The following is a 25,720-nucleotide window of genomic DNA, read 5'->3' on the forward strand; positions in this document are numbered from 1 at the left end:
CGCCGCCCGATCCCGACATGCAGCCCGACCACAGCGGTCCCGAGTCCGAACCGGAGGCCGGCCCCGACCCGGTGGACCCGCAGGCGCCCGAGTGCGGGTTCGCAGAAGTCTCCTGCCACGTCACCGGATGGTTCGCCGACTTCGTGGCCGACGCGCTGAACCCCCTCTTCGGCTGGATCGCGGGCATGGCCTTTCGCGTCCCCCAGCCCAGCCAGGGCGTGGAAGGGCTCTGGGAAGGTGTGCTGGCCGTGACCAACACCTGCTTCGTGCTGTTCGTCGTGGCCGGGGGAGTGGTGGTCATGGGCCGGGAGACCTTCCAGACCCGTTACAGCGCGGGCGAGGTCGCCGGGCGGGTGGTGTTCGCGTTCGTGGCGGCCAACTTCAGTCTGTGGGTGGCCCGGGAGTTGTTCCGTGCCGCTGACGCCCTGGCCGAGAGCATCGGGGCGCTGGGGATCGACGCCGAGGAGGCCGCGCTCAACCTGCGCGGGCGCATGGAGGAGATTCTCACCGAGGTCGTGGTGTTCACCGTGCTGCTGCTGGTGGCGCTGGTGGTGATGCTGGTGGTGTGGGTCATCACCGACGTGGTGCGGGTGGTGATGTCCATCGTGCTGGTGATCGCCGCCCCGCTGCTGCTGGCCTTCCACGCCCTGCCCCAGACCAACTACATCGCAGTGCTGTGGTGGCGGACCATGGCCGGGCTGTGCGCGATGCCGGTGCTGCAATCGCTGGCGTTCATCGCGATGATGCGGCTGTTCTTCGAAGGCCAGTTCGCCTACTTCGGCCACCTCGACACCGCCGCCGGAGGAGTCCTGGGCGGCGGGACGGGACTGCGCCCCCTGGTGGTCGCGGCGGCCGTTCCGGCCGATGAGCCCACCGGCGGGCAGGGCGGCGCGGGCATCCTCTACGACCTGGTCCTGTTCCTGGTGCTGGTCTACGTCCAGGTCCGCATCCCGTTCTGGGTGATGAAGCTGGTGTGGTCGCCGCACCCGGGCCGCTCGCCCATCGTGGCCTTGGCCAAGGTCGCGGCGATGATGCTGTTCTACCGGGGGCTGCGCCATCTGCGTTTGGCCAAGGGCGAGCCGTTCACCTACCACCGGGTGCGCTCCGGCCCGGCGCCGCTGCGGATGCTCACGGGCCGGCGTCCCGGCATGCTCACCGCTGGAGACGCCGGTTCCACCCCGCCGGGGCCGGGCGGGTTGGAGCCGCTGCGCCCCAACGCGTGGTGGGTGCGCCGCAGCTACGGCTCTACCGCCGGAGAACTCCCGGGGTTCCCCGCTTCGGGAAGTCCGTGGGGGGCCACCGGCCCGCGGCCGGTCGGCGGCCCGCGCGCGCTCGGCCCGATCCCGCCGCCGCGGCCCGGTTGGAGCCCGTCACCGCGCGCTGCGGTGGGAGACGGCCGGTTCCCGCGCCGCCCACGCACCGAGCAGGAAGTCCTGTTCCGCCCGCCGCCCGTGCCGAAAACCCCGCCGCGGCGTCGCTGGCGCCAAGGAGTGCTGCCGACCCCGCCCCCGGTGCGGGTGACCGGTCGGCGGGCCGTCCAGCGCCTGGGCGAGGTACTGGACGCCCCGGCGCCGCAGCGGCCGGTACGGGTGCGCGGCCAGCTCGGGCTCTTCCCTGCTCCGCGCCGGCACTGGGTGCAGCGCCGCCTGCCCATGACCACCGTTCACACCACCATCGGAAAGGCCGACCGTGACGATTGAGGACGCTCGTCGGTGGCGCGTGTGCATCCCCGCCGACATCGACCGCCCCGAGCCGGTGGCCTTCGGGCTGACCGGGCGACAACTGCTGATCACCGCCCCGACCGCTCTGGGACTGTGGGCGGGGTTCCTCGCCCTGGGAGGTACCGTGCCGCCCGGCGCCCTCGTGTCTGCGGGCATACCTCTGGCGGCTGTTGCGCTGGTGCTCGCGCTGGGGCAGCGCGACGGCCTCGGCTTGGACGCCTACGCGCTGGCCGCCGCGTCGTGGGCGGCGGCGCCCAAGCACCGCTCCGGCGCCCTCACACCTGGCCGGATGGCGTTGCCGCGATGGGCACCCCGTGCGCGCAGAGAGCCGAGCCTGGCGCCGCTGCGGCTTCCTGTCTCAGCCGTCGAGGACACCGGCCTCCTGCGTTTGGACGGTCGCCAGGCCGTGGTGATCGCCTGCACGAGTCTGAACTTCCACCTGGCCTCCCCCAGCGAGCAGGAAGCTGCGATCGGCGCGTTCGCCGCCGTGCTGGACTCGCTGACTCACCCGGTGCAGATCGTGGTGCAGGGCCGCCGGCTCGATCTGGCCCCCTACACCGCGATGCTGCGCGACAACGCCGCCCACCTGCCCGATCCGGGCCTGGGTGAGGCCGCTCGCGCCCACGCCGACTTCCTCGACGGCCTCGGGCGGCACTGCGACCTCACCCAGCGCCAGGTGCTGGTGGTGGTCACGGCCAACCCCGGCGGCGAGGGACGAGCGCCGGTGCTGCATGTCGCCGAGCAGATCGCCACCCACCTGGAGGGCATCGGCATCGCGGCGCGCCGCTGCACCGGCGAGGAGGTGCGCCAACTACTGGCCGAGGCCCTGGAGCCCTACCGCGACGCGCCCGCGGCGGGCGGCGCCCTCGACCATCACGGGGAGGAGCGGTGAACCGGCGCCACACGGGTTCGATCGGGCTCAGCGGCCCGACCATCCGGGTGCTGCCCCGGCGCCTCGACGTGGAGGGCGGCTGCTGCCAGACGCTGGTCGTCACCGGTTATCCCCGCGAGGTCGGCCCCGGGTGGGCGCAGCCGCTGCTGACCTACCCGGGGCGCGTGGATGCCGCCCTGCACGTCGCCCCGGTGCCCGCGCCGGTGGCCGCCACCCGGCTGCGGCGGCGCCGGGCGCGCCTGGAGTCGGCCTGGCGGCTGGACGCCGAGCACGGCCGCACCGAGGATCCGCACCAGGCCGCGGCCGCCGGTGATGCCGCCGAACTCGCCGCCCGGGTGGCAATCGGCCAAGCCCGCCTGTTCCGGGTGTCCTTCTATCTGACCGTGCACGCCCGCACGCCGGACGAACTGGAGGCCGAGGTCGCCAACCTGCGCGCTCTGGCCGCCGGGCTGCTGGTCGACACCCACCCGGCCACCTTCCGCGCCCTGCACGGCTGGCTGTCAACACTGCCGCTGGCCACTGACGCCCTGGGCCAGGCGCGGACCATGGACACCGACGCCATCGCCGCCGTGATGCCGTTCGCCTCCCCCGACATCGAGGAAGACCTGGGCGCCACCTCGGTGGTCTACGGCGAAAACGTCCACAGCGGCGGCCTGGTGCACTTCGACCGGTTCGCCCGCGGCCAGGACAACTACAACATGGTCGTGCTGGCCCGCTCCGGTGCCGGCAAGTCCTACCTCGCCAAACTCGAAGTGCTGCGTTGCCTCATGGTCGGCGTCGAGGCCGCGGTCATCGATCCCGAGGACGAGTACGCGGCGTTGTGCACGGCCCTGGGCGGCGCCCGCATCCCGCTGGGCACCGAGGAGGGCCGCCTCAACCCTTTCGACCTGTCCCAGGAGGCAGGGGGCCGCAGTGGGCTGAATGCGCTGGCCCAGCGGGTCCTGTTCGCCCACACCCTGGCCGCCGCCATGGTGGGCGACCTCGACGCCGACCACGCCGCCGCCCTGGACCGCGCCGTGATCAGCGCCTACGCCGAGCACGGCATCACCCGCGACCCCGCCACGTGGGACCGGGAGCCGCCGCTCATGGAAGACGTGGTCGCGGCCCTGGACGACGACGAGGAGCCGGCCGGGCCTGGTCTGGCCGCCCGCCTGCGGTGCTACACCACCGGGTCGGCCGCCGCCCTCTTCAACGGCCCCACCACCGCCCCCACCACGACGCACCTGACGGTGTTCGCGCTGCGGCACCTGCCCGAGGAAGTGCGCACCGTGGGCGTGCTGCTGGCCCTGGACCGCATCTGGCGCCACCTGGAAACCGCGCCGCCGCACCCGCGCACCATCACCGTCGACGAGGCGTGGGTCCTGCTGCACAACCCGGTCGCGGCCCGCTACCTCTACAAGCTCGCCAAAGCGGGCCGCAAACGCTGGTGCGGACTGACCCTGATCACTCAGGACGTCGGCGACCTGCTCGGCAGCGACCTGGGCCGGGCCGTCGCCGCCAACGCCGCCACCTGCCTGCTGCTGCGCCAGGCCCCGCAGAACCTCGACATGGTGGTCGAGGCGTTCGGCCTCTCCGAGGGAGAACAACAGGTCGTGGCCACGGCCGCACGCGGTCAGGCACTGCTGGTGTCCGGGCAGCGCCGCGCTGCCGTCCGCGCTCTGGCTTCGCCCTGGGAGCACCGCCTCATCACCACCGACCCCGCCGAAGCAGCCGAAGAGGCACCGTATGGGAAAAGCCCCGACAAGGAGCACTTCACCGAGGGGCACGAGGACGCTGCGGGCAGCGGCGCCTGGGACGAGGAAGGCCACGACCCGGCGAAGGCGCGCGGATGGTGATCGCCGTGCCACCCGACGCCGAGGCACTGGTCGCCGCCGCGCCACTGGCCGGGGCGGGCGCTCTGGCCTGCGCCGGTGCCTATACCGCCGCAGTCTTTGCCGCCCGGTGGCTGCGCTACCGCATCCAGCAGCCCGACGCCCGCCTCATCGACGTGCTGCCGCCCCCCGAGGCCGCGCTGGAGGGCGCCCACGCCTTCTGGGCTCACTGCCTGGGCCTGCTCAAACCCCGCTGGCAGCGCCTGCTCCGCCAACCGCACCTGGCCTGGGAGTACACCGCATCGGCCGCAGGCGTCCGCATCCAGATCTGGGTGCCGGGCACCGTCCCGCCCGGCGTGGTCGAGCGGGCGGTGGCAGCGGCCTGGCCCGGAGCCACCACCCACACCCGCCACCCCGCCCCGGCCATCTCACCCGGCGCACACGCCACCGGAGGATGGCTGCACCTGGCCCGCAACGACGCCTACCCCCTGCGCACCCGGTTCGGCGAGGACCCGCTGCGCGGCCTGCTGGGCGCCCTCACCGACCTCGGGGCCGACCAGCGGGTGTGCGTACGGGTCTGCGCCCGCCCGGCCACCGGATGGCGGGTTCGCCGCGCCCGCCTCACCGCCGCCCGCCTCCGGGGCGCGGCCACCACCTTGCTGGCCGAGGTCGTCTCCACCAAGGGCCGCACCGGCGGCCGGGCCTGGCCCGACACCGGCGACGACGTCCGCGCCATCCTCACTAAGGCGCAGTCGCCGCGCCTGGCCTGCCAGATCAGCTACCTGTTGACCACCGACCGGCCCACCCCGCAAGCCCGGGAGGAGTTGCGCGGGCGCGCCCACGGCGTCGCCGCGTCCTTCGCCGCCTTCACCTCCGGCACCAACCACCTTCACCGCCGTCCCATGGCCGCCCCTGAACTGTGGGTCCGGCACCGCTACCTCGCCCGCGGCTACCTGCTCTCGGTGGAGGAGTTGGGCGCGGTCGCTCACCTGCCCACCGACACCGCCGTGCCGGGGCTGCGCCGCGCCGGGGCACGCCGCATCGCGCCCGCACCCGCCGTTCCCGTCGGCGGGGAGAACACCCGTGTCCTGGGCGACGCTGATGCCGGCACGCCTCGCCCCATCGCGGTGGGTGTGGCCGAGGCCCGCCAGCACACCCACATCCTCGGCAAGACCGGCTCGGGCAAGAGCACCCTGCTGGCCAACCTCGTGCTGCAAGACGCCGACGCCGGCCGGGCGGCTCTGGTGATCGACCCGCGCGGCGACCTCGTCAACGACATCCTCGCCCGGCTCCCCGAGGAGGCGGCGGACCGTGTCGTGCTGTTCGACCCCGACGACCGGGCCGCACCGCCCCGGCTCAACCTGCTCCAGGGAGGCGACCCCGACTTCACCGCCGACTCGGTCGTGGGCATCTTCCGCCGCATCTACCAGCAGAGCTGGGGGCCGCGCACCGACGACATCCTGCGCGCCGCCGTGCTCACACTGACCCGCGCCCGCGACCCCCACCTCACCCTGGGCGAGGTGCCCATGCTGCTGGCCGATGACGGCTTCCGCGGCGAGCTCCTGGCGCGCGTCGGACCCCGCCAGCCGGCGCTGGCCGGGTTCTGGCGGTGGTATGACACCCTGCTGTCCAGCGCCCAGGCCACGGTCACCGCCCCCGTCCTCAACAAACTGCGGACCGCCCTGCTGCGCCCGTGGGTTTCCCAGGTCATCGCCTCAGGCCCCTCCACCGTGGACCTGGGTGGGGTCTTTGATTCCGGCGGGCTGGTGCTGATGCGCCTGCCCAAAGGCGTGCTCGGCGAGGACACCGCCAGCCTGATCGGGTCCATGGCCCTGGCCGCGACCTGGCAGGCCGTCACCGCCCGCGTCACCCGGCCCGAGGCTGAGCGGCCCGACCTGGGCGCCTACATCGACGAGTGCCACAACTTCCTCAACCTGCCCGGCTCGCTGGCCGACATGCTCGCCGAGGCGCGGGGCTACCGCCTGGGCCTGACCCTGGCCCACCAGGCCCTCGACCAGCTCCCCGACACGCTGCGCCAGGGGCTTTCAGCCAACGCCCGCACCAAGGTCTACTTCACCAGCTCTCCCGACGACGCCGCCCGGCTGGAAGCCCACACCCGGCCCGAACTCCTCGCCCACGACCTCGCCCACCTGGGCGCCTACCAGACCGCCGTGCGCCCGCTGGTCGGCGCCCGCGAGCAGCCCGCCGCCACCATGCGCACCCGCCCCCTGCCTCCGCTCGTGCCCGGACGCGCCGCACACGTGCGCCGCGCGGCCCGCCGCCACAGCGCCGACCGCGCCCACGCCTACACCGAGGAGGACCTCGACCTATGAGCATTCATCCGACTGAGCCGGTGGAGGAAGCGCGACTGGCCGACCTCGCCCGCCTGCTCACCAACCGCGACCGCGCCATCGTCGCCGACCTTGGCGACCACCGCGTCATGACCACCCACCACCTCACCGCCCTGCACTTTTCCCGCACCCACCCCTCGCGCGCACGGCGCCGCCTGGCCTTCCTGCACCGCCTCGGCGTCTTGGACCGGTTCCGGCCCCGTCTGGCACTGGGCACGGCCCCCTGGCACTGGGTCCTGGCCGCCGCCGGTGAACACGTCTACGCCGACATCCACGAACTGCCCGAACCCGCTCAGCGGCCAGGCAGCCGCATCCGCCTGGCCCACTCCGCCCGCCTGGCCCACACCCTTGGCCTGTCGGCCTGCTACACCGCCTTCCGCACCGCCGAACGCACCACCCCCGGAGCCGCGCTGCTGCGCTGGCGCACCGAAGCCGACTGCGCCCGCCGATGGGGCCGCCACATCCGCCCCGACGCCTACCTCCTCTGGGCACAAGGCGGCCGCGAGGTGGGGGCGTTCCTGGAGTACGACACCGGCACCGAACGCCACGCCCAACTCCTGCGCAAGATCCGCGGCTACGCCGACCACGCCGCCGCCTACCAGCGCACCACCCACGTGCTGTTCGTGGTGGCGACCCGAGTGCGGCTGGCCAACCTCGCCCAAGTACTCGCCCCCCATACCGGCGACCGCGTCGAGGTCCACCTCACCATTGAGTCCCTCCTGCACCAGCACGGTCCCGCACACCCCATCTGGTCTCCCGCCCCCAGCCCGCGCGAACACCTGCGGCTGAGCGCCATCGGCACACACGACCACTGACGAGGGAGAACACGCTGATCAAAGCCATCATCGCCGCCGTCACCGGGGCGCTGACGCTGCCCGTACTCTTGGCCGCCGTCGTCACCGCCTCCATCGCCGGACACGAGCCGACCGACCACGCCGAGACCCGCATCGGCGACGACGCCCACCACGGCGGCGGCCACGGGGCGACCGCCGCCCAATGGGCGCTTGGCCACGTGGGCAAGCCCTATGTGTGGGGCGGCACCGGGCCGCACGGGTTCGACTGCTCGGGACTGGTCATGCGCGCCTGGCAGCACGCCGGAACCGACATCCCCCGCGTGACCACCGACCAGTACCGCATCGGCACCCCGGTGCCGCTGGACCGGCTGCGCCCCGGCGATCTCCTCTTCTACGACACCGGCGGACCCGGCGGCGCCCCCGCCCACGTCACGATGTACGTCGGCGACGGCCAGATGGTCAACGCCCCCTCCAGCGGCAAGACCATCCGCGTCGAGCCCGTGGAATCGGCCTACTACGGACCGCTGTTCATGGGAGCCCGCCGCCCCTGACAGACCAATGGGTGCCGCTGCCTATGCCGCCCAGTGCCGAGGCGACGCCTCCGGCTTACAACAACCAGCCGCACAGTGGAAGTCCGACACAGTTGCTAGAACCGCTCTGCGTTTGCCTTCACTGCGTTGACGAAGTCAGTCCAGGCGTCGGCCGGGAAGTCGAGGTGGCCGAGACGTCGGTTCTGGGTGTCACGCACCAGCACGGTGTCGCCTTCAACTTCAGCGACTTCGACGCACTCAGCGCCGCTGCCCCCGCTGTAGCTGCTCTTGTGCCAAGGACGGTGGCTCATCATGCCTGCGATCGCTCCAGCTTCCTGATCAGATCCAAGCTCTCGTGGGGAGACAGCGCCTCCCCTTGAAGTCTTCCATACACGCTCAGCGCCTTACGCAGTTGGTCTTGCTCGCGTTCGTCGATGATCACTTCATCAAAGGCGTGCTCACTGGCAACAAGGACCTGCAACTCGAAGACGAGCACGCGGAAGGCGCCCGGCAACCCCGGCTGCGTCTGGGCGGTGGTAGGGAGGACCTGGCACTGAACCCAGCGCTTCTCAACGAGTTCCACAATTCGAGCCAGTTGCGCCTTCATGACGGTGGAGCCTCCCACGACTCGGTACAGCACGGCTTCATCAAGGACAACATGGACGATTGGCCGCTCATCCCGGTTGAAGATTTGCTGCCTGTCGATTCGCCGTTGAACGAGTCGGTCGAGGGTGGATTCGTCTGCTTGCGGATGATGCGCCGCGAACAGAGCACGGGCGTACTCCGGAGTCTGAAGCAGCCCTGGCACCAGCACGGGATGGTAGTACCGCAGTTCGATAGCGTCCTTCTCCAGGTCGATCGTCTTCCTGAAGTTCCTGGGTACAAGCAGTTCGTTGGCGCACTTGTCCCAAGACAGCAGGAGCTTCCCATTCGCGTGGAGAGCCTTGTCGATGGCCTGGGCGTGATCCTCCTTGGGAGCCAGCTTGCCGTTCTCAACGTAGGAGAGGGAAGACTCCGACAGTCCAACCGCCGGTGCAAGCTCCTTCAGAGTCAGCCGCGCCGCCTTCCGCCACGTCCGCACGTCAGAGCCGTACTTTTTCCACGCTGGGCTGATCTGCCTTAGACCCATTTGTCATTCCCTTGGGGGGTTTGGGTGTTCTCCTTCGACCTCCCTTCGGCGTTATATCACCCCCACTTCAATCCAAGTCAAGATGTTCAACCAACTTGAGGGAAGCCTGAATGGTGTAGACACGCTTCCTCGCCACATAGCACTGTCTGTTCCAGCCGATAGTCCTGGTCACCCACTACGGGAGCGCGACCGTGCCGACGTAGGTGCTAGGTAGGGAGTGGTTGAAGTGACGGTTGGCAGGCTGCCCCGCAAGCAGACTTCTCCGACTCAGCAAGTAAGCGACGAAGGCGAGTCGTATGTCGCCAAAGGCTCTCTCTCGCTACCGCGCCGCATTCCCTCCACGCCCCTGGGGCGGCACAGCGTCCTCTTCGGGCACGAGCCCGACCAGATCAGCGCCGCACGGAGCTGGGCGTGGCGAACGAGCGGGCTTGGCTACGACCACGCAGACTCGCTTCTGCTGGTGCTGTCGGAGCTGCACACCAACGCGATCCGCCACACAGCGTCCGGCCTGCCCGGCGGCACGGTCCGCATCGACCTGGAGCGGCTGCCCGATCGCGGCTTGCGTGTGAGCGTCACCGACCAGGGGCCTCGGCCGGGCGCCGCGACCACCGTCCCCACGCCGGCCAGCGCCGACCTCTTCACCGACCTCGTCACGGAGGAGTCGGGCCGCGGGCTCGACCTCGTGGCCTCGCTGAGCCGCGACTGGGGCTGGCACCGCGACGACAGCGGTACCGGGGTCACGGTGTGGGCCGAGTTCGACCGGCCGTAGCGGTGGGCGTGACCCGTGGCGTGGAACGCCGAGGAGGACCGCTGCCAGTACGAGGACGCCTACCGCCTCAAGCAGGTGGTCGGGGTCCGCTGGCTGGTGATGTGGGGACCGGGCAGCCGAGGCTTCTGGGCCTTCCACCAAGGACCGGTCGTGGTTCCTCCGCTCTCGGCCCCCACCGCCCCCCAGCTCCACGACGCCATCGACCACATGGAGCGCTGGCTTCCCGGCGGCGGTGTGCACCGGCCCGCCGGTCCGCCCTCTTCCTTCCACCCCCCGTTCTGACCCGCAGGGAGAAGCGATGCCGCACAGAAAGCCCTCCGCACCGATCGCCACGGTCGCCGCAGCCGTGGACCGGCTGACCCGGTTCTCCCGCACCTACGGCGTGCGGGTCACCCCCGACGAAGACGGCAACGGTCGCCACTTCGCCGTCCAGCGCTTCGGCCGCCGCGTCAGCGTGGAGCTGGTCGCCGCCAACCCTGAGAGCCAGAGCACCTGGACGTTTCACAGCCCCGGCGCTGACCCTGCCTCGTGGCCGATCGGCCAGGAGCCGGCGGTCCTCGCCCGCGCCAGCGACACCCTGGACGACCTCGCCCGCCGCAGCTGCCCCCGCGCGGCGCGGCCCCACTGACCGGCACGGCGGCGGGGTGACCACCCTCCTCCCTTCGGCCCGCCGCCGTGCCTTCCTCTTCACCTCTCTAGATGAGACCCCCATGGACCTGCACTCGTTCGTCGTCTACATCACCGCCCTCCTTCCGCTGTACCTGGTGACCAGTGACACCACGCGGCGTTCCCCCGTGCCGTGGACGTCCTCACCGCTGAGGCGTGGCACCTGCACATGATCAGCGCAACCGCGAGGCACGCCTCGTCTTTGCCGACCTGGTGGTGCGCCCCCGTGCGGACTCGCCCTTGCCCACCGGCGGACGCAGCGAATCCATACCGCGCTCGACTCCGCGCGCGAAGGGCGTCGGCTGGCCCAGGCCATCGGCGCCACGGGTGGCGGGACCGAACTGGGACGCCTCATCGCCGGAATGCCAACCGTCCGAGAGTAATAGTTATCCGGATTATTCTCCCCTATCTCGTTAGGCCCATGCCCTTTAGCAACGTGTGGCGCAGTAAGCCACTGCAACCTCTACAGAAACGCGTCGAACGATAAACGAAACAGAGGAAGATCTCGTCTGATCCCATGTTGAGCACGGCACAGACGCGCCCATTGGCATCGACTTAAGGAAGCGCTGTTCATGACTCGTGGCGAGACCAACGCACGATCGCAGGTTGCATTGGACGTCAGAGATCTTCTACCTCGGTCCGCGTCTATCATCGAGGCATTCTTCGGTACCACCGAACAAAACTCGAATCCATCTTTGGTATTGGCGACCGCATATGCCCTGGCAAGTCTACATCAGCAGCAGTGGAACGCTGAAGACGCAAGCAGAAGGCCCGGTGCATCCGTCGACGAGATCGCCGAGAGTAAGCGTCGTATCGATGCCCTAAATGCGCGCCGTGTTTCTCTTGTGGAACAGATCGACACATGGGCCGATCGCAATGTCACCAGCAAGACAGAAGAAGCACCACTGCACACGGAGACTTTGGGATCCGTCGTTGATCGCCTGGCTATCGCATGGATCCGCGCCAAAAATATTAGGGAGTCTGGGAACCGTAATCGTGCCCGCCTTGCCCTTCGCCAGCTTATGCAATTAGCTGACGCCTACGACGATCTTGTCCGTGACATCGGAGCCGGTCAACGACGGCTTCCGGTATGGCGCTCGCTGAAGACCTACGGCGGTGAGGCGCAGTGATGAAAAGCAGCACCCCGACTTCGGTGTCGCTGAACGGTGTGGACAACATCGGCAAGACGACCAATCTCACGTGGCTGCATCGTGGAATGCCAGGGGCTCAGTTGGTCGGCACCATCGATGCCTGGGATTCCCGCTGGCAGGAGGTGGCTTCGGACGACTTCGCGCATTGGTGGTTCGTCAGCTCCAGCACTGCCGAACACGTCGAATTGGTGATGCGTAGCCACGCCGCGCGCCGTGCCGGTAGCGGTACGTTCGCCTTGGAGGACCGCGGATTGCCGATGCTTCGAGCTGTCTGCGCAGCGACCTCCGTCATCAAGGACGGACTCGCCCTGGATGAAGCGTTGGCGTTGGTGGACCGAATCGCTGCGGACCACCTGCCGCCTCCGGGGCCGCGCCGAGAGGTACACGTGCTGCTGCGACGGTCTGCCGTTCCGGCTCACGAGGCCGCTGAAGCGCTCAACCGTGAAGTGGGACCGGTGGGCGAGCGGTACCGCGCCTACCAGAGAGCACTCGCCGAGATCATGCTCGTCCAGGTTGAGCGCGGTGACTACGACGTGGTACTCGACATCGCGGAAACTGCCATCCTCGACGTACAAAGGCTCCTGCGTGCTCGGCTTCAGGAACACGGTTTGTGTGTCCTGTCCTTGCCCAGGGCTTCGCTGGAGCGTCTTTGGATGCTAGCCGGCATGTCTGAGAGCGGTAAGAGCACGGTCGGTGAACTGCTCCGCAGCGAGCACGGTGTGACCCGGCTGAAGATCGGCTACCTACTGGAGATAGCCGCGCTTCGTGCTGGCGTATCCGACCCCTACCAGGCGTGGTCAGAGGTCGAGCAAGCCGAACGCCTCACCGAGGAAATACTACGCTTCGCAGCGAGTAGCAAAGCTCGCACTATCAGCGTTGAAAGCGCGCACCGCTTCAAAGCGACGGCGCATTTGAAGCGCGTCTGGGGCGATCGTTGCCGCGTTGTCTTCGTCGCGGCAGACCTAGCGGTTCGCGTCAGTCGTGCGGCGGAAACGACGGCACAAGTGCGGGAGCGCGACACCATAAAATTCAAGCGAGGCGCCCATCGGGTCGCAGATATCGCCGATCACATACTTGAAAATTCTGGTCCTCTAAGTGCGTTGAAGTTTGGAGTGAAGCGGTTGGTCACAGCAACGGGCCTGCGCCACACCGTACCGCCTACCGGTTGGCCGGCGAAACAAGGCAGGTGGCTGCAAGAGGCCACCGAGTATTTGCGTGATGAGCAGACCGCTCTCGTGCTGGCCACCGGAAGCACCGGAAGTCCGCAGTGGCGCGAAAGGTGGAGCGATATTGACCTGCTCGTTGTCCGCAACACCTTGCCGTTGGACTGGCTGCGCGGCGCGGTCGGGACCCTTCCGGCCCCGCAAGGAGTCAAGGTCGGCGTCAGCGCTTTCACCATTGGCGACATCGCGGCGCTTCGGATACCGCCGCGTGTCGCGCAATCCCTTCGACGCGCTGCGGATGGCTTCGGTGTCCTCTACCGGCGGGTGGATTACCGGATCCCCGTTCCTACCCGCGCACATGTCGACCGTCTCAGCCGCGGGGAACTAGGACTCGTGGCAATGACCACGCGGCGGCTGCTCGCCACCGAGCACACCGACGTCCGAGCTGTGTACAAGCACCTCGTGCTTCTGGCGAAGATCTTGCTGCGCGCTGACGGCCACCACCTCGACACCGCCGAAGACGTCCTTGCGGCGTTCGCCCACCATCACCCAGCAGCGGGCTGTGCGCCACCCTCCCTCGATGACCTCATCCGCGACCCCCTCGATCCCGAAGTGGGCCGCCGACTCACCGTGGCGACGGTGCGGATGCTGGCATATATCGACAGCCTCGACCACACCGCAAGGGTGAACCCATGACGACCACTCCACACCACCTCGGCTATCACGCGCGTCGCGTCCGCCGTCTGAACGTCGCAGCCCAGAGCCGGGACGTCCGCATCGTGCACCCGCTCGACGGCATTGACCAGCAAGTGGAGCCGACAGCACTGCTGCGTGCTGGCAGTGCCCTGTGGCGGAGTTGGCGCCGTCATCCGGCCTTCGCTACCCCGGAGTTGCTGCTGGGACTGGACGCGGGCGGCATCCTGCCCACCATCGCCGTGGCGCTGGCCAGCGGTGTGCCCTACCGGCTGGCCTGGAAACTCGATCTCGACCTGCCTAGCAAGCTCCGCTTCACCGAACCCCACGCCCAGCGCAGCGATGTCTTCGCCTATGGCGACCTCACCGGGAAGAAGGTGCTGTTGATCGATGACGAAACCACGACCGGCAACACACTCGCCAACCTTGTGAGTGAACTGCGAGGCGCGGCCGTCGAGGTGGTCGGCGCGGTCTGCCTGATCGAGGACACCACAGGCGACGCTCGATCGCTGCTGGAAGACTCACTGGAGGTGCCTCTATGCACTCTCACCCGGATATGAATCCGTGGATGGTCGGTGCCGTGACCACACGCCGTGGCGGACGCGTTGTCGTGCCCCGTGCGTTCGCACCTTTGGCTCCCTGCCTGCCGTACCGCCGTGCGGAGGGGCAGCATCCACCAGCAGCCGGCGCCGCATCCGAAATCCAGCGAAGTGGATGGTCCGTTGTCCTCGGTGAACGTGGGCTCGGTGATTCCTTGCTCGCGTTGGGGTTGCTGAATGGCCTCCTTGACGGCACGTCAATGGGGGATGAAGCGCATTACACGGGGCCACGGCCCCGCCTGATGCAACGCTGTCGCCTTCCCCTCGCCACCGAATTCTCCGAAGGGCCGCACATCGTTCACAGCACGGGAAACAGAGACGATGTTGTCTTCCGTGCTGTTCCCGAAGATCCCAAGCCATGGCTTGACCTCCTGGACACCACAAACGTCGAAGTTCACGATGCCCTGCCCATGCGCTACTACTTGGAAGTGGAACAGCGGCTCGGCATCCGCCTACCCGCTGATCGGTCGCCCCTTCCATCGTTTGCCTCAGGCCAACAAGTGCGCCGTTTTCACGTGGTGTTCATTACGGCGACTAGTTGGCCCACCCGCAAGGACTACAACTGGGGACGCTTCGCCCACTTCGCAAGCCTGCTTACGGCGCGACTTTCCGTACCTTGGTCATTCACTTTGATCACCGGAAAGGACCCCGAACCGGCACCATGCGGCGATATCGACGTCCTTGCCGGCATCGATGCCGTGGACTGCCTCGACGTCTTCGCTTCTGCTGAGGTCGTGATCGGCAACGACACAGGGCTGACCCATCTGGCCGCACTGACCGAACGTTCCGACGGAACAGCACCCCAGGTAGTTGGTCTCTACGGACGGCACTCGCATACCAAGTGGACCACGGGACGCAGCAATCACCATGCGATCGCCACCCCTTTTTCGCAGATGCTCGCCGCCGCCGACCGCTGCCCGGTACGGGACCAGCTCGACGACGCGCTGTGGTCCTACGAGGGCCTGGGCCAGATTCCTGAAACGCTGATTGCCGACTTCATCGGCAGCGTGGCTGGCTGGTGGTGAGCCGATGCTGCGAATCTCGAACCATCGACGTTTCACGGCCAACCACACCTGGCATTTGGACTACCGCAACGAACGATGGTTCGTTAAAGCCAACCCCCACCGAGACGAAGCAAGGGCCGAGCGCACCGGACACGCTCGGCTACGCACGTACTACCCGGTGCCCAACCTCCGCGGAACCAGCCGTATCGGCCGGTGGACGATCCTCTTCTACGAGCGCTGGCACCACCTGGCCACCGACTACGGCCTACTGCTGGACGAAATAACCCATGCCGACCGAACCGGCAACCGATGGCGGTTGGATATCTGCCTCACTGAGATCTTGACCCTCTACCGGCGCACCATCGATCGAACACTGAAGTACGTGACCAACGCCGAGACCATCAGCAAGCTTTACGGCGACCGTGCTCGAACTGGCGGACGGGTCGACTGCTACTACCGCCCTGATGCGCCGTGGTCCGTGATGAATGAAGGGCGGCGAGGACTCCGCCCTTCGCAATGGGCACAGACCCAGTTCGCCGTCAACGGCCGCACCTACCAAATGGACTTCGATGCACTGCTGACCTGGCTACGAGCACATTTCGCGCCCCACAAGCCTGTGTGGGCTGCCGTCACCCAAGGCGATCCCACCGATGTCAACATCGGCTGGTCATCCGAAGGCGGCCCCGTGTGGTTTGACTACGACACCGGAGGACTCAACGCCCTCCCAGGCGAGTTCGCCTGCTTCCTGATATACCAGCGTCTACACGGCTCCTGGCTCACTCCGCACCAGGCACCGGCCGCGTTTCGCGACCACCCCGCAGCTCTCGCCCGAGCCTCGCTTGCCAAGCCCGCAGTGCGGATTCATCACCACGGCTCCGAGCTTGTCATCCACTACCGCCACTCGCCCAGCCCTGCCCGCCGGCATGTGCTTCGCCGCTATCTATCCGAGATCGTTCTCCCGCTCGCTCGAGTTCTTGGCATCGATGACCTCATGACCTGGCTGCGCCCCTACCTGGTAATGCGGCTGTTGGCCGTCTACAACCTTGCCGAGCTGAACCCACGCGAGACTGCTCTCTCTGTTGCCTTGCTTGCCGAAACCCTCGACCCCGCCACCCGGCTCGCTGATCTCCTCGCACTGACCCCGGAACCAATGGAGGCCACCTGACATGCCACGTCCCATCGCTCTCATCACCGGAGCCGGGTCCGGGATCGGGGCAGCGATCGCCGCCCGCCTGGCTGTACGACACGATCTGATCCTGACCCACCTCGCCAATGACGACGACCTCCGTCATGTGGTCGGCCAGGCGCAACGGGCGGGAGCTGACGTCGTCAGCGTCATCGGAGACCTAACCCGAGAAGCCACCATCGGCGCGCTGGAACGCGAGATAGACCAGGCCAACGAACGTTTAGCAATCCTTGTCTCCAACGCCGGCGCCTATCCACGCACGCCATGGAACAACCTCGATCTCCCTACCTTCCGCCACCAGGTCGAGACCAACCTCATCACTCACGCTGCGTGCGCCAAGCTCGCCGCTCCCGCACTCTGCCGACGCGGCGTCGGCCGTATCATCGCCGTCTCCTCGGTGCTGACCCAACTCGGCCGCGTTGAACTCGCCGGGTACATTGCGGCCAAAAGCGGACTAGAAGGACTTGTCCGCGCCTTGGCCCGGGAACTTGGTCTGCATGGGGTCACCGTGAACTGCATTAGGGCTGGCTCCATCGAGGTCCCCGCCGAACGAGCCGTCGTTGACGATCCCGAAGCCATGGTCGGTCGCCAACTGGAGCGCCAGTGCATCAAAAGACGCGGACGTCCCGAAGACATCGCCGCCGCTGTCGAGTTCCTCGTGTCCCCCGACGCCGGCTTCATCACCGGCCAGTGCCTCACCGTTGACGGCGGCTGGTGCATGACATGAGCCCAGCCGTGTTGTGGATGCGTCACGGTACGTGCGAAGACGGTCTGAACCGCCCGCAGGCCCATCCTCACCCGGACAGCCCGCTGAGTGTCAGGGGCGCCATCGAAGCCGAAACAGCCGCACACAGCATGCGCAGCCGCTATGAACCGCCCGTTCTCGTCATTCCCAGCCCGCTTCGCCGAGCCCGCCAGACCGCAGCGATCGTTGCGAGCGCGCTCGGCGCCCGCCTGGGCGCGCCCATAGGCGCCTTCACCGAGTGGACCGCCCCGACATGTGTGCTCGGACGCACACCCGAAGAGTATCCGGGCGAGTATCGCGCCTGGCGCAACCAGCGTGCTCAGGACACGCGATGTGCGCTCCCGGGCGGGGAAAGCCTGCACGCCTTCAGCACGCGGGCACAAAGCGCTGCAACCATCGCAGATGACCTCGTGTCCGGACACGGTCCGGTCCTTATCGTGTCCCACCGGCTGCTTATCGGTGCGGTCGCCGCCCTGCATCTCGGAAGCCGGGATCCCGTAGCAGTTTTCGAATCCGCTAAAGGCTTCCGCCTGGACCCATCACGTCTGTGGGAACCATTACCGGGAAGCACGCACGGTGAGGAACAGCCACGTCTCTAACTGCGCTGTGCCACCTCGCGCACCGCGTCACATTCTGTTCAAACCACGGATGCCGCCTCGGCCAGGAGCGCTGCGTCATTGGCTAGGATGAATTCCTTCAAGGCCGTCGGCTTCAGATCGATCGACGCCAACTCCTCGCTCCGCAGCGGCACCCGGTCCAGCGTATAGCCACCTCGAGTTGGGTCATTGAACTCCGGTCCGCTGCGGGCGGACTCGTCCAACGACGACAGCCTGGCCACGAAGAAGTGCTGCACATCCACACCGGCATCGGATGACGAACTGAAAAGGAACACCTGCGACGCCCTTTCAGCCGTCGCCCCCAACTCCTCGGCGAGTTCGCGGTGCAGCGCCGTCTCAACGGAGTCGTCGTCTGCTTCAACTCCCCCGCCCGGGGTGGTCCAGTACGGCGGCTGTCCCGGCTTGGTCCGCTTTATCAGCACTAGGCGTGCCTGATTGTCGATCAAGATCGCTCGCGCCGCACGCCGCCGCACCGCCACGAAGGACTGTTCCGTCATAGCTGCACCCTACAGGGATGGCCTATTCCAATGGCGCGATAATCGTCAACGTCGCCGCGGGCATGTCGCCCCACCAACTTTGACGATGGCGTCCACCACCAGGGTCGCGCCCTCGCGCAACCTGAGCACCCGCGTCCAGGTCAACGCCTACGCCTCCTGGACCAGCGTGCAAGGTTTCGGCGTGCACTGGGACGACCACGGCGTCATCGTGGTCCAGGTATCCGGACGCAAGCGCTGGCGCATCTACGGGTTCACCCGCCACGCGCCGCTGTACTCCGACCAGCGACCTCGTCCGGCTCCCCCGCGAGGCCGCCGGCGGCGACCGGACCGGTCTGCGCGCCGTCCAACTCCCGGTCTCGCTGGTGGAGATCGCGCCCATCGCGCAGGCGGTAACGGGAACCGGTCCCCTCATCGAGGCGCAGGCGCGAGGATGGGAGGTGTGGGCTTCTGCTCCGCTCCACGGAGGCGACCTGGTCACCCGGATCAACGCGCGCCTGGCCGACTACATCTGTCCCGGGGCCTCGGGAGCGGAGGTGGCGTTGATGGTCACCGCCTCGACCCCCGGCGTGTCGGGGGTTCTGGTCGGGGTCTCCAGTTCGGAGCACTGGACCACGGCAGCCGCAGCCGTCGCCCGCGCGCCCTTGCCCCTGACCCGCCTGAAGGACATCAGTGACCTCCTCTCCTGACCACTTGCCCGAAGACCTCCTCAACGCCTGGCGCTACGCCGTCATGCAGTTGTGGCTCGTGCCCGAGGGCGACCCGACGCACATCGGCTTGGGCGGGCGCTCTCTGAGCGGCCCCTGCCTGGACTCCGACAAGCGCCCCGTTTGGCTGCGCGTCGCTGCCCTGTCCAAGGCGGGCCGCAAGGCGTTCGAGGGCGTGCACCTGGCCGATGCGCTTCTGCCCGCCACCGTTCCGCGCCCGGCCCTCGTCTCCGAGTACGCCTGGGGCTCAGACCCGGGCTTCATCGCGCACGTGTGGGAGCGCATGCGGGGCTCGGTCATCTCCACCACCCCTGACCTCGCCGGGCCGGTCGGACTGAGCCCGCAGTGGTGGGCGGACCTGCGCGCGGCGCTGGACACGGTCCACACCGTGTCGCTCCCGCCCCGCCGACAGGTGCTCACGCAGGCATACGTCGGCCGTATCGCCAGGTTCATTCCCGAGGTCGCCGAGGCCGGCGTGGACCTGACGGTGAAGAAGTGGGAGGCCAGCCACGGCGATCTGCACTGGGCCAACCTCGGCGATCCCCTCGAATTCCTCGACTGGGAGGGGTGGGGGTGGGCTCCCGTCGGATACGACGCGGCGACGCTGCTCACCTATGCCCTTCCCCAGGGGGAAGCGGCCACCGAGGTCCGCACGAGCTTCGCCGACGTCTTGGCATCCGAGGAAGGCCGCCTCGCCCAGTTGGTCAGCGCGGCCGAGGTCATCCAGGCTGCCGAACGCGACGAGCTGCACGCGCGCCTTGCGCCCTACGCTAGGAAGTCCGCACGGGATTTGCTTACTTCGACGCCGCAGTAGTCGCAGATGAGTGGAGCCGCGGTGCTGGAGGCGCCGCCCCGCCCGAGCGCGTCCAGGCACTTGTGGAGCAGGCCGTCGCCGATCGAGAGCACCCCCAGAGGTGTGTGGGCGCTGGGTGATGGCGCCGGCTTGGTTCACCACGGCGGAGCGGGCGTGCTCGATCCGGACGACCCGACTCCCGTGGGCGCCGACACCCTGTGGGACCTGGCCTCGCTCACAAAGGTCATCGCGGTATGGGCACTCATCGGCACCTGGTGGCAGACGGGTGCCCTGGACTTGGACGAGCCCCTCGGCCGCCTCATGCCCGACGAAGTCGACGGAGCCCCGCTGTCCCCGGTTACCGTGCGGCAACTCCTGACGCACACTGCGGGGTTGCCGTTGCGCTCCCGCCAGCTTTATGGCACCGAGCCGGAGCGCATCCGCCGCGGAAGCCTTCGCGAAGCCCTGAACCGCCCGCCCGGCCAAGCGATCGACTACACCGACCGGGCCGCGCTCATCCTGGGTTACCTCGCCGAACACCTGGGCAGTGCGCCATTGCCCAACTTGGCAACCGAGCGGGTATGGGCGCCTTTGGGCATGGACGACACCCGGTTCGGCCCCCTGCCCGATGATCTGGCGGTCCGAGCCGCCCCCACCGAAGTCGACGGTCGTGACCTGCCCGGTCGGGCCGGTCAGCTCCGCCAGCAGTGCGGCGTTGTAGCCGGTACCGGCTCCGATTTCCAAGATGTGGTCGCCGGGCTGGACGTTGAGCTGGTCGAGCATCATCGCCACGACCCCCGGCACCGACGCACAGGACAGAGCTGCGCCATCGGCCGCCCGCTTGGTGATGACGGCCTCCTCGGCGTACGCCTGGACGAGGTCGGCGTCGGGGACGAACGAGTGTCGCGGCACGCGGCGCATCGTCTCCAGCACCCGCTCAGACAGCGGATGCAGGCCGGCGATGGCTTGCCGGTCGGTGATGATCCGGTCGACCATCTCGGCGCGCAGCTCCTCGGGCGAGCGGGCCTGGTCGCTGGTCATGGCGGTCATGGTGTCCCTTCATTGGTTGGAGTCGATACCGGTGGGTCGGTGCTAGGCGCCGAGCAACAAGCTGGCGTCCCAGCGGCTATCGGGAGGGTTGCCGGTCGTGGCGGCGAGCTGGGCGAGCTGGATTCCGGCTTGGCCGTCCAGCAGCGCCGGGCTGGTGGCTGGTGCTGACTGCGCCAGGTAGGCGGTGAATCGGCCCGCGAGCTTCGAAACGGCAAAGGTCTCCCCGTCCACGGAGTCGGCGGCCATGCGAACGGCGACCTGGACGAGATCGGCCCAACCGTGGCACAGCGAGGCGTCAATTGCCCGTAGACCCCAGGTGACATAGACGGAATGCCGTGCGCATTGTTGGTAGCGCGCTCTGTCCTCGCCTTTCCTTGCATGCACGCGCAGAACCAAGGCGAGATCTACCGGCGGAGCGGGCTCGCGCACGGTACTTCTGTGGTCAACTCCCGTTCCGGGCTATGGCAAACGCAAAGGCGCCCCGCTCCCGCTCTAGCTTCTTGCGGCCCTGTGGCCCTCTGTCCTTGCGGATCTCGAACCCCATCGCATCCCCTGGCTCAGGGGGTTGCGACGACCGCTAGAAGGTGAGCGAGGAGGCACCGTGCCCACTGAGCACCGGATCACCCTGCGGTCGGCCTCCTCCGAGGTGATCCTGCACGATGTCGAGTTCACGTTCGGACAGTCTTTTCCCCAGGCCTGGGAGCGCCCGGTCGCCGAGGGCTTTGGTTTCCAGGTCGAACTTTGTGCCGTCCTAGACCTGCTCGGTGCCGTGGAGCGCGGCGCCCTGAGCGCGGGCCAGGCCGGCGACCTGCTGCGGGAGGCGGCTGCCCGCCTCGGCAGGGAGGTCGGCCGCGAGGAATCCGCTGAGGAGCGGAAGGCGCGGTGCCGGCGTGCTGGCGGGTGCCAGCGGTGCGAGGACAGCCGTGCGGCCTTTGCTGGCGTGGTGGAAACGGCTGCCCGGCGCTGGCACCGGTGGGTCTCGCCTGAGCAGTACCCCTTTGCCGCGGGCAACGCCAAAGGGCTCCATGAGATCGGCTGCGCGGCCGTGCGCCAGCGCATGCCCGCGGAGTTCGCTCCGCCGGCCGCCGAGGACACCGAGGGGCTGCGGGTCTTCGCCCACTACCTCGACGTCCATGATCCTTATGGAACCACGGTGGACCTGTCGTTCCTGGACTTCTGGGTGCCGTTTCAGCCGATGACGGCCCTTGAAGCGCGGGCGTGGATGGCGGCCAATACCGGGCCTCAGGGCGGGCGCCGTTACCGCAGGTGCAAGCGGTGCTCTCCCGCTCCGTGACTCTGCTTCCCCAGACCAAGGGCGATTGCGGAACGCTGCGTACTAGTCAGGCTTGGGAGGTCGCGGAACCGTTTTGCCCAGTGCGCGGTTGATGGCCGGGTCTCGACCAGCAACGTATGAGGGCATGGGGCGGTAACCACGGAGACGGTACAGGGCCAGGGCGGCGTGGTTGGCGGCTCCGGTCTCCAGGACCAGGCGCGACGCGCCGTGGGCGGCGGCGTCGGCTTCGAGGTGGTCGAGAATCCGCGCGCCCAGGGACAATCCGCGGAACTGGGGCTGGACATACATGCGTTTGATCTCGGCGGTGCGGGGGCCAAGGAGGCGCCACCCGCCGCAGCCCACGGCGCGTCCTCCCAGCAGCGCGACGACGAACAACCCGGGGTTGAAGGAGGCGTCCGAGGTGGTGCTGGGGTCGTCGGCGAATCCGTAGGTGGCGACCTGCTCGGTGTAGAGGTCGCGTGTGAGGCTGCGCGCCTGAGGATGGTCATAGGGGACGGCGGCCAGCACAACCGCGGCGGCCGGAAGTGGTCCAGGGTGGAGGTTGGTCATGGCTCCGATAGTGCCTGGTCGAGCCGGCGCAGCGCATCGGCGCCCTCGGGGGATCGAAGCTGGGAGCCCGCGCGGCGCCTGAGCTGGGCCAGCAGGTGGCGGCACCGGATGGACTGCACGTCGCCGAGGTGGTCAGTGAGGCGGAGTAGGGCCTGCACGGTGGCCTCGGCGTCTCGGGCCTGCAGGGTGGCGCGGGCGAGGTGGATGCCGTGCAGAAGCGCTGAGCGCCGGTACCCGGTGGCAGGGCCGTAGGCGGCCAGGGGGGCGAGCTGGTGTACCGCCTCGGTGAGCAGGCGCCGCGGGGAAGCGGCGTTGGCGGCGGCGAGGTCGACCAGGGCCTGGCCGGCCTCAGCCGCGACCTGCTCGGCCGTGAAGTAGTACAGGTAGGGCGGGCCGTCGTGTGCGCGGTGCCGCTGGAGGAGGGCGCGGCACTGCTCGGAGGCGGAGCGGAAGGCGTCGATGTCGCCGGCTGCGGCGTGGGCGGTGGCCAGGCGGCCCAGAGCGCGTGCGCGCACCACCGGCAGGCTGCGGTGGGTGTGGTCGAGGGCGGCTTCGGCGAAGCGCAGCGCCGCGGCCGGGTGGTGGATGGCGGCGTGCTGGTAGGCGAGCATGCCCAGGACGTTGGCGACGGCGTCGTGGTCCTCAGCGGCGCGGGCCAGGCGGATGGCGAGCAGCTGGTAGCGCTGGGCGGCCGCGGGCAGGCTGGCGTCGAAGGCCATCCATCCGGCCAGCTGGGCCAGGCCCGCGGCGTTGCGCAGGAGCCGGATGCCGATGGCGGGGGTGTAGCGGCTGTGGCGCAGCAGGTCCAGGACGTTGGCCAGGGCGGTGCGGACGTAGCGCTGGGACAGCGCGCCGCCTCCGGCGGTGTCATCGAGTCGGCGGAGTTCGGCGAGGTGGCGCTCTAGCAGGTCCATGAGCGGCGGGTGGACGTGGTCGGCCCCGGCTGCGGCGGGTGCGGGCGTGTGCGGGGCTTGGCGGGTGGCGTCCCAGACTGCGGCGAAGAGGCGGTCCTCGGGTGCGGGGTGCACGGCGACCTGGTCATAGACATCGCCGGATGTCCAGGCGGTGGCGGTGGCCAGGACGTCTGTGAGCGAGCGCCGGCCGAGGAGCCCGTCGGTGGCCGTGGCTTCGACGCGGGGGCCGGGGATGGCTCCCCAGAGCGCCGCGGCGGTGTGGGGGGTGCCCGTGGCCTCGGAGAGGACGGCGGCGGTCAGGCGCCGCACTGCCGGAGAGCGGGGCCGGGATCCGCGAAGCCAGGCGTGGGCGGCGGTCAGGTCCAGGCGCGGCTGCCCGATGGCGTCCAGGCGCGGGTTGAGGGCCCGGATGAGGTCGCGGGGCGTCCATCCGGCGTGGTCGAGGGCGGCGCGCAGGGCGCTGTTGGCCTCCCGGGGGGGCGCTGCCGGCCGGGGCGCGGGGCGAGGCGGTGCGGGGGGTCGGCACGGTCGGACGGTACCCCGGCGCACCCCGCGTTCCGCGCGATTTCGCGGCTTTTCGCACTCGCGGGCGGAGGTCCACGACGATCGCGGCCGCAGGTACTGCCGCGCGAGAGGCGGGTGCGCTGTGCTGGGCGCAGGCCCAATCCCACCCTGATGGGGGCACCGCCCAATGCTGAATGCGACAACCGCCGGCCGTGAGGAGTTCAGAGCCGAGGCCACCTTCGCCATTCGCCGCGACCAGGCCCCGCAAGTGCGCCGCTGGGTCCGGGCCCTAAGGCGGCTGCCCGCGGGGGTGAGAGCCGACCTGGAACTGGCCGTCTCGGAGTTCTTCAGCAACTGCGTCCGGCACTCGCGCGGTGGCCGCGTCGTGGTGGGCGTTCAGTGCGCGCCCGGCACGGTGCGGCTCTGGGTCACCGACCCGGGCAGCGACGCCCCCGCAGCCGCTCCCGCAGCCCGGCTGCCCCACCCCCTTGCCCTGGATGGCCGCGGCCTCTGCCTCGTCGGCGCGGTGTGCTCCCGCTGGGGGCTGGACATCGGCACCACGCTCACGCGCGCCTGGTGCGAGGTGCCGGCCGCCCCCGGCCCGGAAGGAAGGTTGCGATGACTCCCGAGATCTCTGTGGTGGTGAGCGTACGCGGCAACGCCCACCGCCTGCCCACTCTGCTGTGCGGGCTGGACCAGCAGACGACGAGCGCCCCCTTCGAGGTGCTGGTCGTGGACAACGACCCGCCCCGCACCGCGCCCCGGGCCCGCCAGCACGCGGGCGGGGGCTGGTCCTTCCCCCTGCACCACCTGCGCGAGCGCGAGGCCGGGCTCAGCCGCGGCCGCAACACCGGAATCCGCGCCGCACGCGGCGCCTTCATAGCAGTCACCGACCCCGACATCACCCCGGCTCCCACGTGGTTGGAAGCGCTGGTGGAGGCGGCGCGCTCCACCGACGCGGCCTGCGTCGGCGGCCGGGTCGAGGTCACCTACCCCCAAGGCGCGGTGCGGGAGATGACCCGGGGCCAGCGCGAATGCCACGGCCCTCTCGACTGGCCCACCGCCACCGCGCCGTTCGGGTGGCCCTACTGGCTGTGCGGCTGCAACTTGCTGCTGACCCGCGAGGCCCTGGCCGAGCACGGCCTGTTCCGCACCGACCTGGGGAGGCGCGGCCGCTGGAAGCTCGATGCCGAGGACCTGGAGATCGCCGAACGGCTCTCCCAGGCCGGGCGGACGGTGGTCATCACCCCCGACGCCGTGGTCTCCCACCCCGTCTACCGGCGCGAGACCACCGCCGGCTACTTCCTGGCCAACGGCGCCGGCCACGGCATCTGCGTGGCACGCATGCACCAGAGCGTGCGGGTGGTGCCCGCCGCCATCCGCGCCGGCGCGGGCGACATCGCCGACGCGCTGACCGACTTCGCACGGGCGTGGGGGTTCCTCAGGCCCGAGTTGGCCGTCGACGGCGCACGCGAGCTGGCCCGGATCGGCGCCTACCGGGCCGAGCGCCTACGCCTGCGCCTGACCAGAGCGCGCCGGGTCACACCGCCGCCGCTCACCGCGCGCCGCCCCCTCACTCTTCCGGGAGCCTGAT

The 25,720-nt window shown here is 69.2% G+C and carries 25 protein-coding genes and 4 pseudogenes; 23 read left to right on the forward strand and 6 right to left on the reverse strand.

What is annotated here, in order from left to right:
* Nucleotides 1-17 precede the first annotated feature (17 nt).
* The 6 genes and pseudogenes from HNR12_RS22500 to HNR12_RS22525 all read left to right on the forward strand — a co-directional run bounded on the left by HNR12_RS22500 (nt 18) and on the right by HNR12_RS22525 (nt 8,120).
* Nucleotides 18-1,700 (forward strand): hypothetical protein, encoded by a 1,683-nt coding sequence (locus HNR12_RS22500; RefSeq protein ID WP_179769435.1) that lies wholly within the window; start codon nt 18-20, stop codon nt 1,698-1,700.
* Nucleotides 1,690-2,613: a PrgI family protein gene (locus tag HNR12_RS22505; protein ID WP_338119815.1), complete on the forward strand. Its 924-nt coding sequence runs from the start codon at nt 1,690-1,692 to the stop codon at nt 2,611-2,613. The genes HNR12_RS22500 and HNR12_RS22505 overlap by 11 nt, the downstream gene beginning before the upstream one ends.
* Nucleotides 2,614-3,698: 1,085 nt before the next feature.
* Nucleotides 3,699-4,202 (forward strand): annotated as a pseudogene (locus tag HNR12_RS29810) (TraG/VirB4 family ATPase); the annotation flags it as partial.
* Between the two features lie 239 nt (nt 4,203-4,441).
* On the forward strand, nt 4,442-6,757 hold the full coding sequence (locus HNR12_RS22515) for a type IV secretory system conjugative DNA transfer family protein (protein WP_179769436.1): 2,316 nt from the start codon (nt 4,442-4,444) through the stop codon (nt 6,755-6,757).
* A complete protein-coding gene (locus tag HNR12_RS22520; protein ID WP_179769437.1) occupies nt 6,754-7,590 on the forward strand; it encodes a replication-relaxation family protein in 837 nt (278 codons plus the stop codon). Before HNR12_RS22515 ends, HNR12_RS22520 begins: the two co-directional genes overlap by 4 nt.
* 68 nt (nt 7,591-7,658) lie before the next feature.
* On the forward strand, nt 7,659-8,120 hold the full coding sequence (locus HNR12_RS22525) for a C40 family peptidase (RefSeq protein ID WP_246425152.1): 462 nt from the start codon (nt 7,659-7,661) through the stop codon (nt 8,118-8,120).
* A 95-nt stretch (nt 8,121-8,215) separates the two neighbouring features.
* On the opposite strand, the gene HNR12_RS22530 is transcribed toward HNR12_RS22525, so the two are convergent.
* Together HNR12_RS22530 and HNR12_RS22535 are read right to left on the reverse strand one after the other, a co-directional pair.
* On the reverse strand, nt 8,216-8,413 hold the full coding sequence (locus tag HNR12_RS22530; protein ID WP_372451139.1) for a DUF397 domain-containing protein: 198 nt from the start codon (nt 8,411-8,413) through the stop codon (nt 8,216-8,218).
* The gene (locus HNR12_RS22535) at nt 8,410-9,228 is read right to left on the reverse strand and encodes a helix-turn-helix domain-containing protein (protein WP_179769438.1); all 819 of its coding nucleotides are present in this window, start codon (nt 9,226-9,228) and stop codon (nt 8,410-8,412) included. Before HNR12_RS22535 ends, HNR12_RS22530 begins: the two co-directional genes overlap by 4 nt.
* A 226-nt stretch (nt 9,229-9,454) precedes the next feature.
* Here HNR12_RS22535 and HNR12_RS22540 point away from each other — a divergent pair, with 226 nt between their 5' ends.
* The 10 genes from HNR12_RS22540 (at nt 9,455) to HNR12_RS29815 (ending at nt 17,803) form a co-directional block, all read left to right on the forward strand.
* Nucleotides 9,455-9,997: an ATP-binding protein gene (locus HNR12_RS22540; RefSeq protein WP_308118385.1), complete on the forward strand. Its 543-nt coding sequence runs from the start codon at nt 9,455-9,457 to the stop codon at nt 9,995-9,997.
* Between the two features lie 15 nt (nt 9,998-10,012).
* Nucleotides 10,013-10,279 (forward strand): hypothetical protein, encoded by a 267-nt coding sequence (locus HNR12_RS22545; protein WP_179769439.1) that lies wholly within the window; start codon nt 10,013-10,015, stop codon nt 10,277-10,279.
* Between the two features lie 16 nt (nt 10,280-10,295).
* Nucleotides 10,296-10,625 carry a hypothetical protein gene (locus tag HNR12_RS22550; protein ID WP_179769440.1) on the forward strand — a complete coding sequence of 110 codons (330 nt, stop codon included), beginning with the start codon at nt 10,296-10,298 and terminating at the stop codon, nt 10,623-10,625.
* Between the two features lie 610 nt (nt 10,626-11,235).
* Nucleotides 11,236-11,793 (forward strand): DUF4254 domain-containing protein, encoded by a 558-nt coding sequence (locus tag HNR12_RS22555; protein WP_179769441.1) that lies wholly within the window; start codon nt 11,236-11,238, stop codon nt 11,791-11,793.
* A complete protein-coding gene (locus HNR12_RS22560) occupies nt 11,793-13,673 on the forward strand; it encodes a hypothetical protein (RefSeq protein WP_218902016.1) in 1,881 nt (626 codons plus the stop codon). The genes HNR12_RS22555 and HNR12_RS22560 overlap by 1 nt, the downstream gene beginning before the upstream one ends.
* A complete protein-coding gene (locus tag HNR12_RS22565) occupies nt 13,670-14,230 on the forward strand; it encodes a phosphoribosyltransferase (protein WP_179769442.1) in 561 nt (186 codons plus the stop codon). Before HNR12_RS22560 ends, HNR12_RS22565 begins: the two co-directional genes overlap by 4 nt.
* Before the next feature lie 20 nt (nt 14,231-14,250).
* The gene (locus tag HNR12_RS29580) at nt 14,251-15,294 is read left to right on the forward strand and encodes a glycosyltransferase family 9 protein (protein WP_218902017.1); all 1,044 of its coding nucleotides are present in this window, start codon (nt 14,251-14,253) and stop codon (nt 15,292-15,294) included.
* A gap of 4 nt (nt 15,295-15,298) precedes the next feature.
* Nucleotides 15,299-16,438 carry a hypothetical protein gene (locus HNR12_RS22575; RefSeq protein ID WP_179769444.1) on the forward strand — a complete coding sequence of 380 codons (1,140 nt, stop codon included), beginning with the start codon at nt 15,299-15,301 and terminating at the stop codon, nt 16,436-16,438.
* A 1-nt stretch (nt 16,439) separates the two neighbouring features.
* Nucleotides 16,440-17,186, forward strand: coding sequence for an SDR family NAD(P)-dependent oxidoreductase (locus HNR12_RS22580; RefSeq protein ID WP_179769445.1), 747 nt, complete (start codon nt 16,440-16,442; stop codon nt 17,184-17,186).
* Between the two features lie 17 nt (nt 17,187-17,203).
* Nucleotides 17,204-17,803, forward strand: coding sequence for a histidine phosphatase family protein (locus tag HNR12_RS29815; protein ID WP_394353928.1), 600 nt, complete (start codon nt 17,204-17,206; stop codon nt 17,801-17,803).
* Between the two features lie 38 nt (nt 17,804-17,841).
* On the opposite strand, the gene HNR12_RS22590 is transcribed toward HNR12_RS29815, so the two are convergent.
* Nucleotides 17,842-18,318, reverse strand: coding sequence for an NUDIX hydrolase (locus tag HNR12_RS22590; RefSeq protein ID WP_179769447.1), 477 nt, complete (start codon nt 18,316-18,318; stop codon nt 17,842-17,844).
* Nucleotides 18,319-18,403: 85 nt separating this feature from the next.
* Here HNR12_RS22590 and HNR12_RS29585 point away from each other — a divergent pair.
* The 4 genes and pseudogenes from HNR12_RS29585 to HNR12_RS29820 all read left to right on the forward strand — a co-directional run.
* Nucleotides 18,404-18,583 (forward strand): annotated as a pseudogene (locus HNR12_RS29585) (JmjC domain-containing protein); the annotation flags it as partial.
* 172 nt (nt 18,584-18,755) lie between these two features.
* Nucleotides 18,756-19,004, forward strand: a complete 249-nt coding sequence (locus tag HNR12_RS29590) for a hypothetical protein (RefSeq protein WP_218903487.1) — start codon at nt 18,756-18,758, stop codon at nt 19,002-19,004.
* A 4-nt stretch (nt 19,005-19,008) separates the two neighbouring features.
* Nucleotides 19,009-19,836, forward strand: a complete 828-nt coding sequence (locus tag HNR12_RS28700; protein WP_246425153.1) for an aminoglycoside phosphotransferase family protein — start codon at nt 19,009-19,011, stop codon at nt 19,834-19,836.
* A gap of 6 nt (nt 19,837-19,842) precedes the next feature.
* Nucleotides 19,843-20,559 (forward strand): annotated as a pseudogene (locus HNR12_RS29820) (serine hydrolase domain-containing protein); the annotation flags it as partial.
* Here HNR12_RS29820 and HNR12_RS29825 read toward each other — a convergent pair.
* Nucleotides 20,536-20,865 (reverse strand): annotated as a pseudogene (locus HNR12_RS29825) (methyltransferase, FxLD system); the annotation flags it as partial. The pseudogenes HNR12_RS29820 and HNR12_RS29825 sit on opposite strands and share 24 nt — an antisense overlap.
* A gap of 601 nt (nt 20,866-21,466) precedes the next feature.
* Between HNR12_RS29825 and HNR12_RS22610 the strand changes: the two are divergent.
* Nucleotides 21,467-22,159 carry a hypothetical protein gene (locus HNR12_RS22610; protein ID WP_179769451.1) on the forward strand — a complete coding sequence of 231 codons (693 nt, stop codon included), beginning with the start codon at nt 21,467-21,469 and terminating at the stop codon, nt 22,157-22,159.
* A 42-nt stretch (nt 22,160-22,201) separates the two neighbouring features.
* Here HNR12_RS22610 and HNR12_RS22615 read toward each other — a convergent pair whose 3' ends face one another.
* Both HNR12_RS22615 and HNR12_RS22620 read right to left on the reverse strand, forming a co-directional pair.
* A complete protein-coding gene (locus tag HNR12_RS22615; protein WP_179769452.1) occupies nt 22,202-22,708 on the reverse strand; it encodes a GNAT family N-acetyltransferase in 507 nt (168 codons plus the stop codon).
* The gene (locus tag HNR12_RS22620) at nt 22,705-23,931 is read right to left on the reverse strand and encodes a hypothetical protein (RefSeq protein WP_179769453.1); all 1,227 of its coding nucleotides are present in this window, start codon (nt 23,929-23,931) and stop codon (nt 22,705-22,707) included. Before HNR12_RS22620 ends, HNR12_RS22615 begins: the two co-directional genes overlap by 4 nt.
* 382 nt (nt 23,932-24,313) lie before the next feature.
* On the opposite strand from HNR12_RS22620, the gene HNR12_RS22625 reads away from it, so the two are divergent.
* Both HNR12_RS22625 and HNR12_RS22630 read left to right on the forward strand, forming a co-directional pair.
* The gene (locus HNR12_RS22625; RefSeq protein ID WP_179769454.1) at nt 24,314-24,748 is read left to right on the forward strand and encodes an ATP-binding protein; all 435 of its coding nucleotides are present in this window, start codon (nt 24,314-24,316) and stop codon (nt 24,746-24,748) included.
* Nucleotides 24,745-25,719 (forward strand): glycosyltransferase family 2 protein, encoded by a 975-nt coding sequence (locus HNR12_RS22630; protein ID WP_179769455.1) that lies wholly within the window; start codon nt 24,745-24,747, stop codon nt 25,717-25,719. Before HNR12_RS22625 ends, HNR12_RS22630 begins: the two co-directional genes overlap by 4 nt.
* Nucleotide 25,720 lies beyond the last annotated feature (1 nt).

Origin of the sequence: Streptomonospora nanhaiensis (assembly GCF_013410565.1) — a bacterium.
Taxonomy (GTDB): Bacteria; Actinomycetota; Actinomycetes; order Streptosporangiales; family Streptosporangiaceae; genus Streptomonospora; species Streptomonospora nanhaiensis.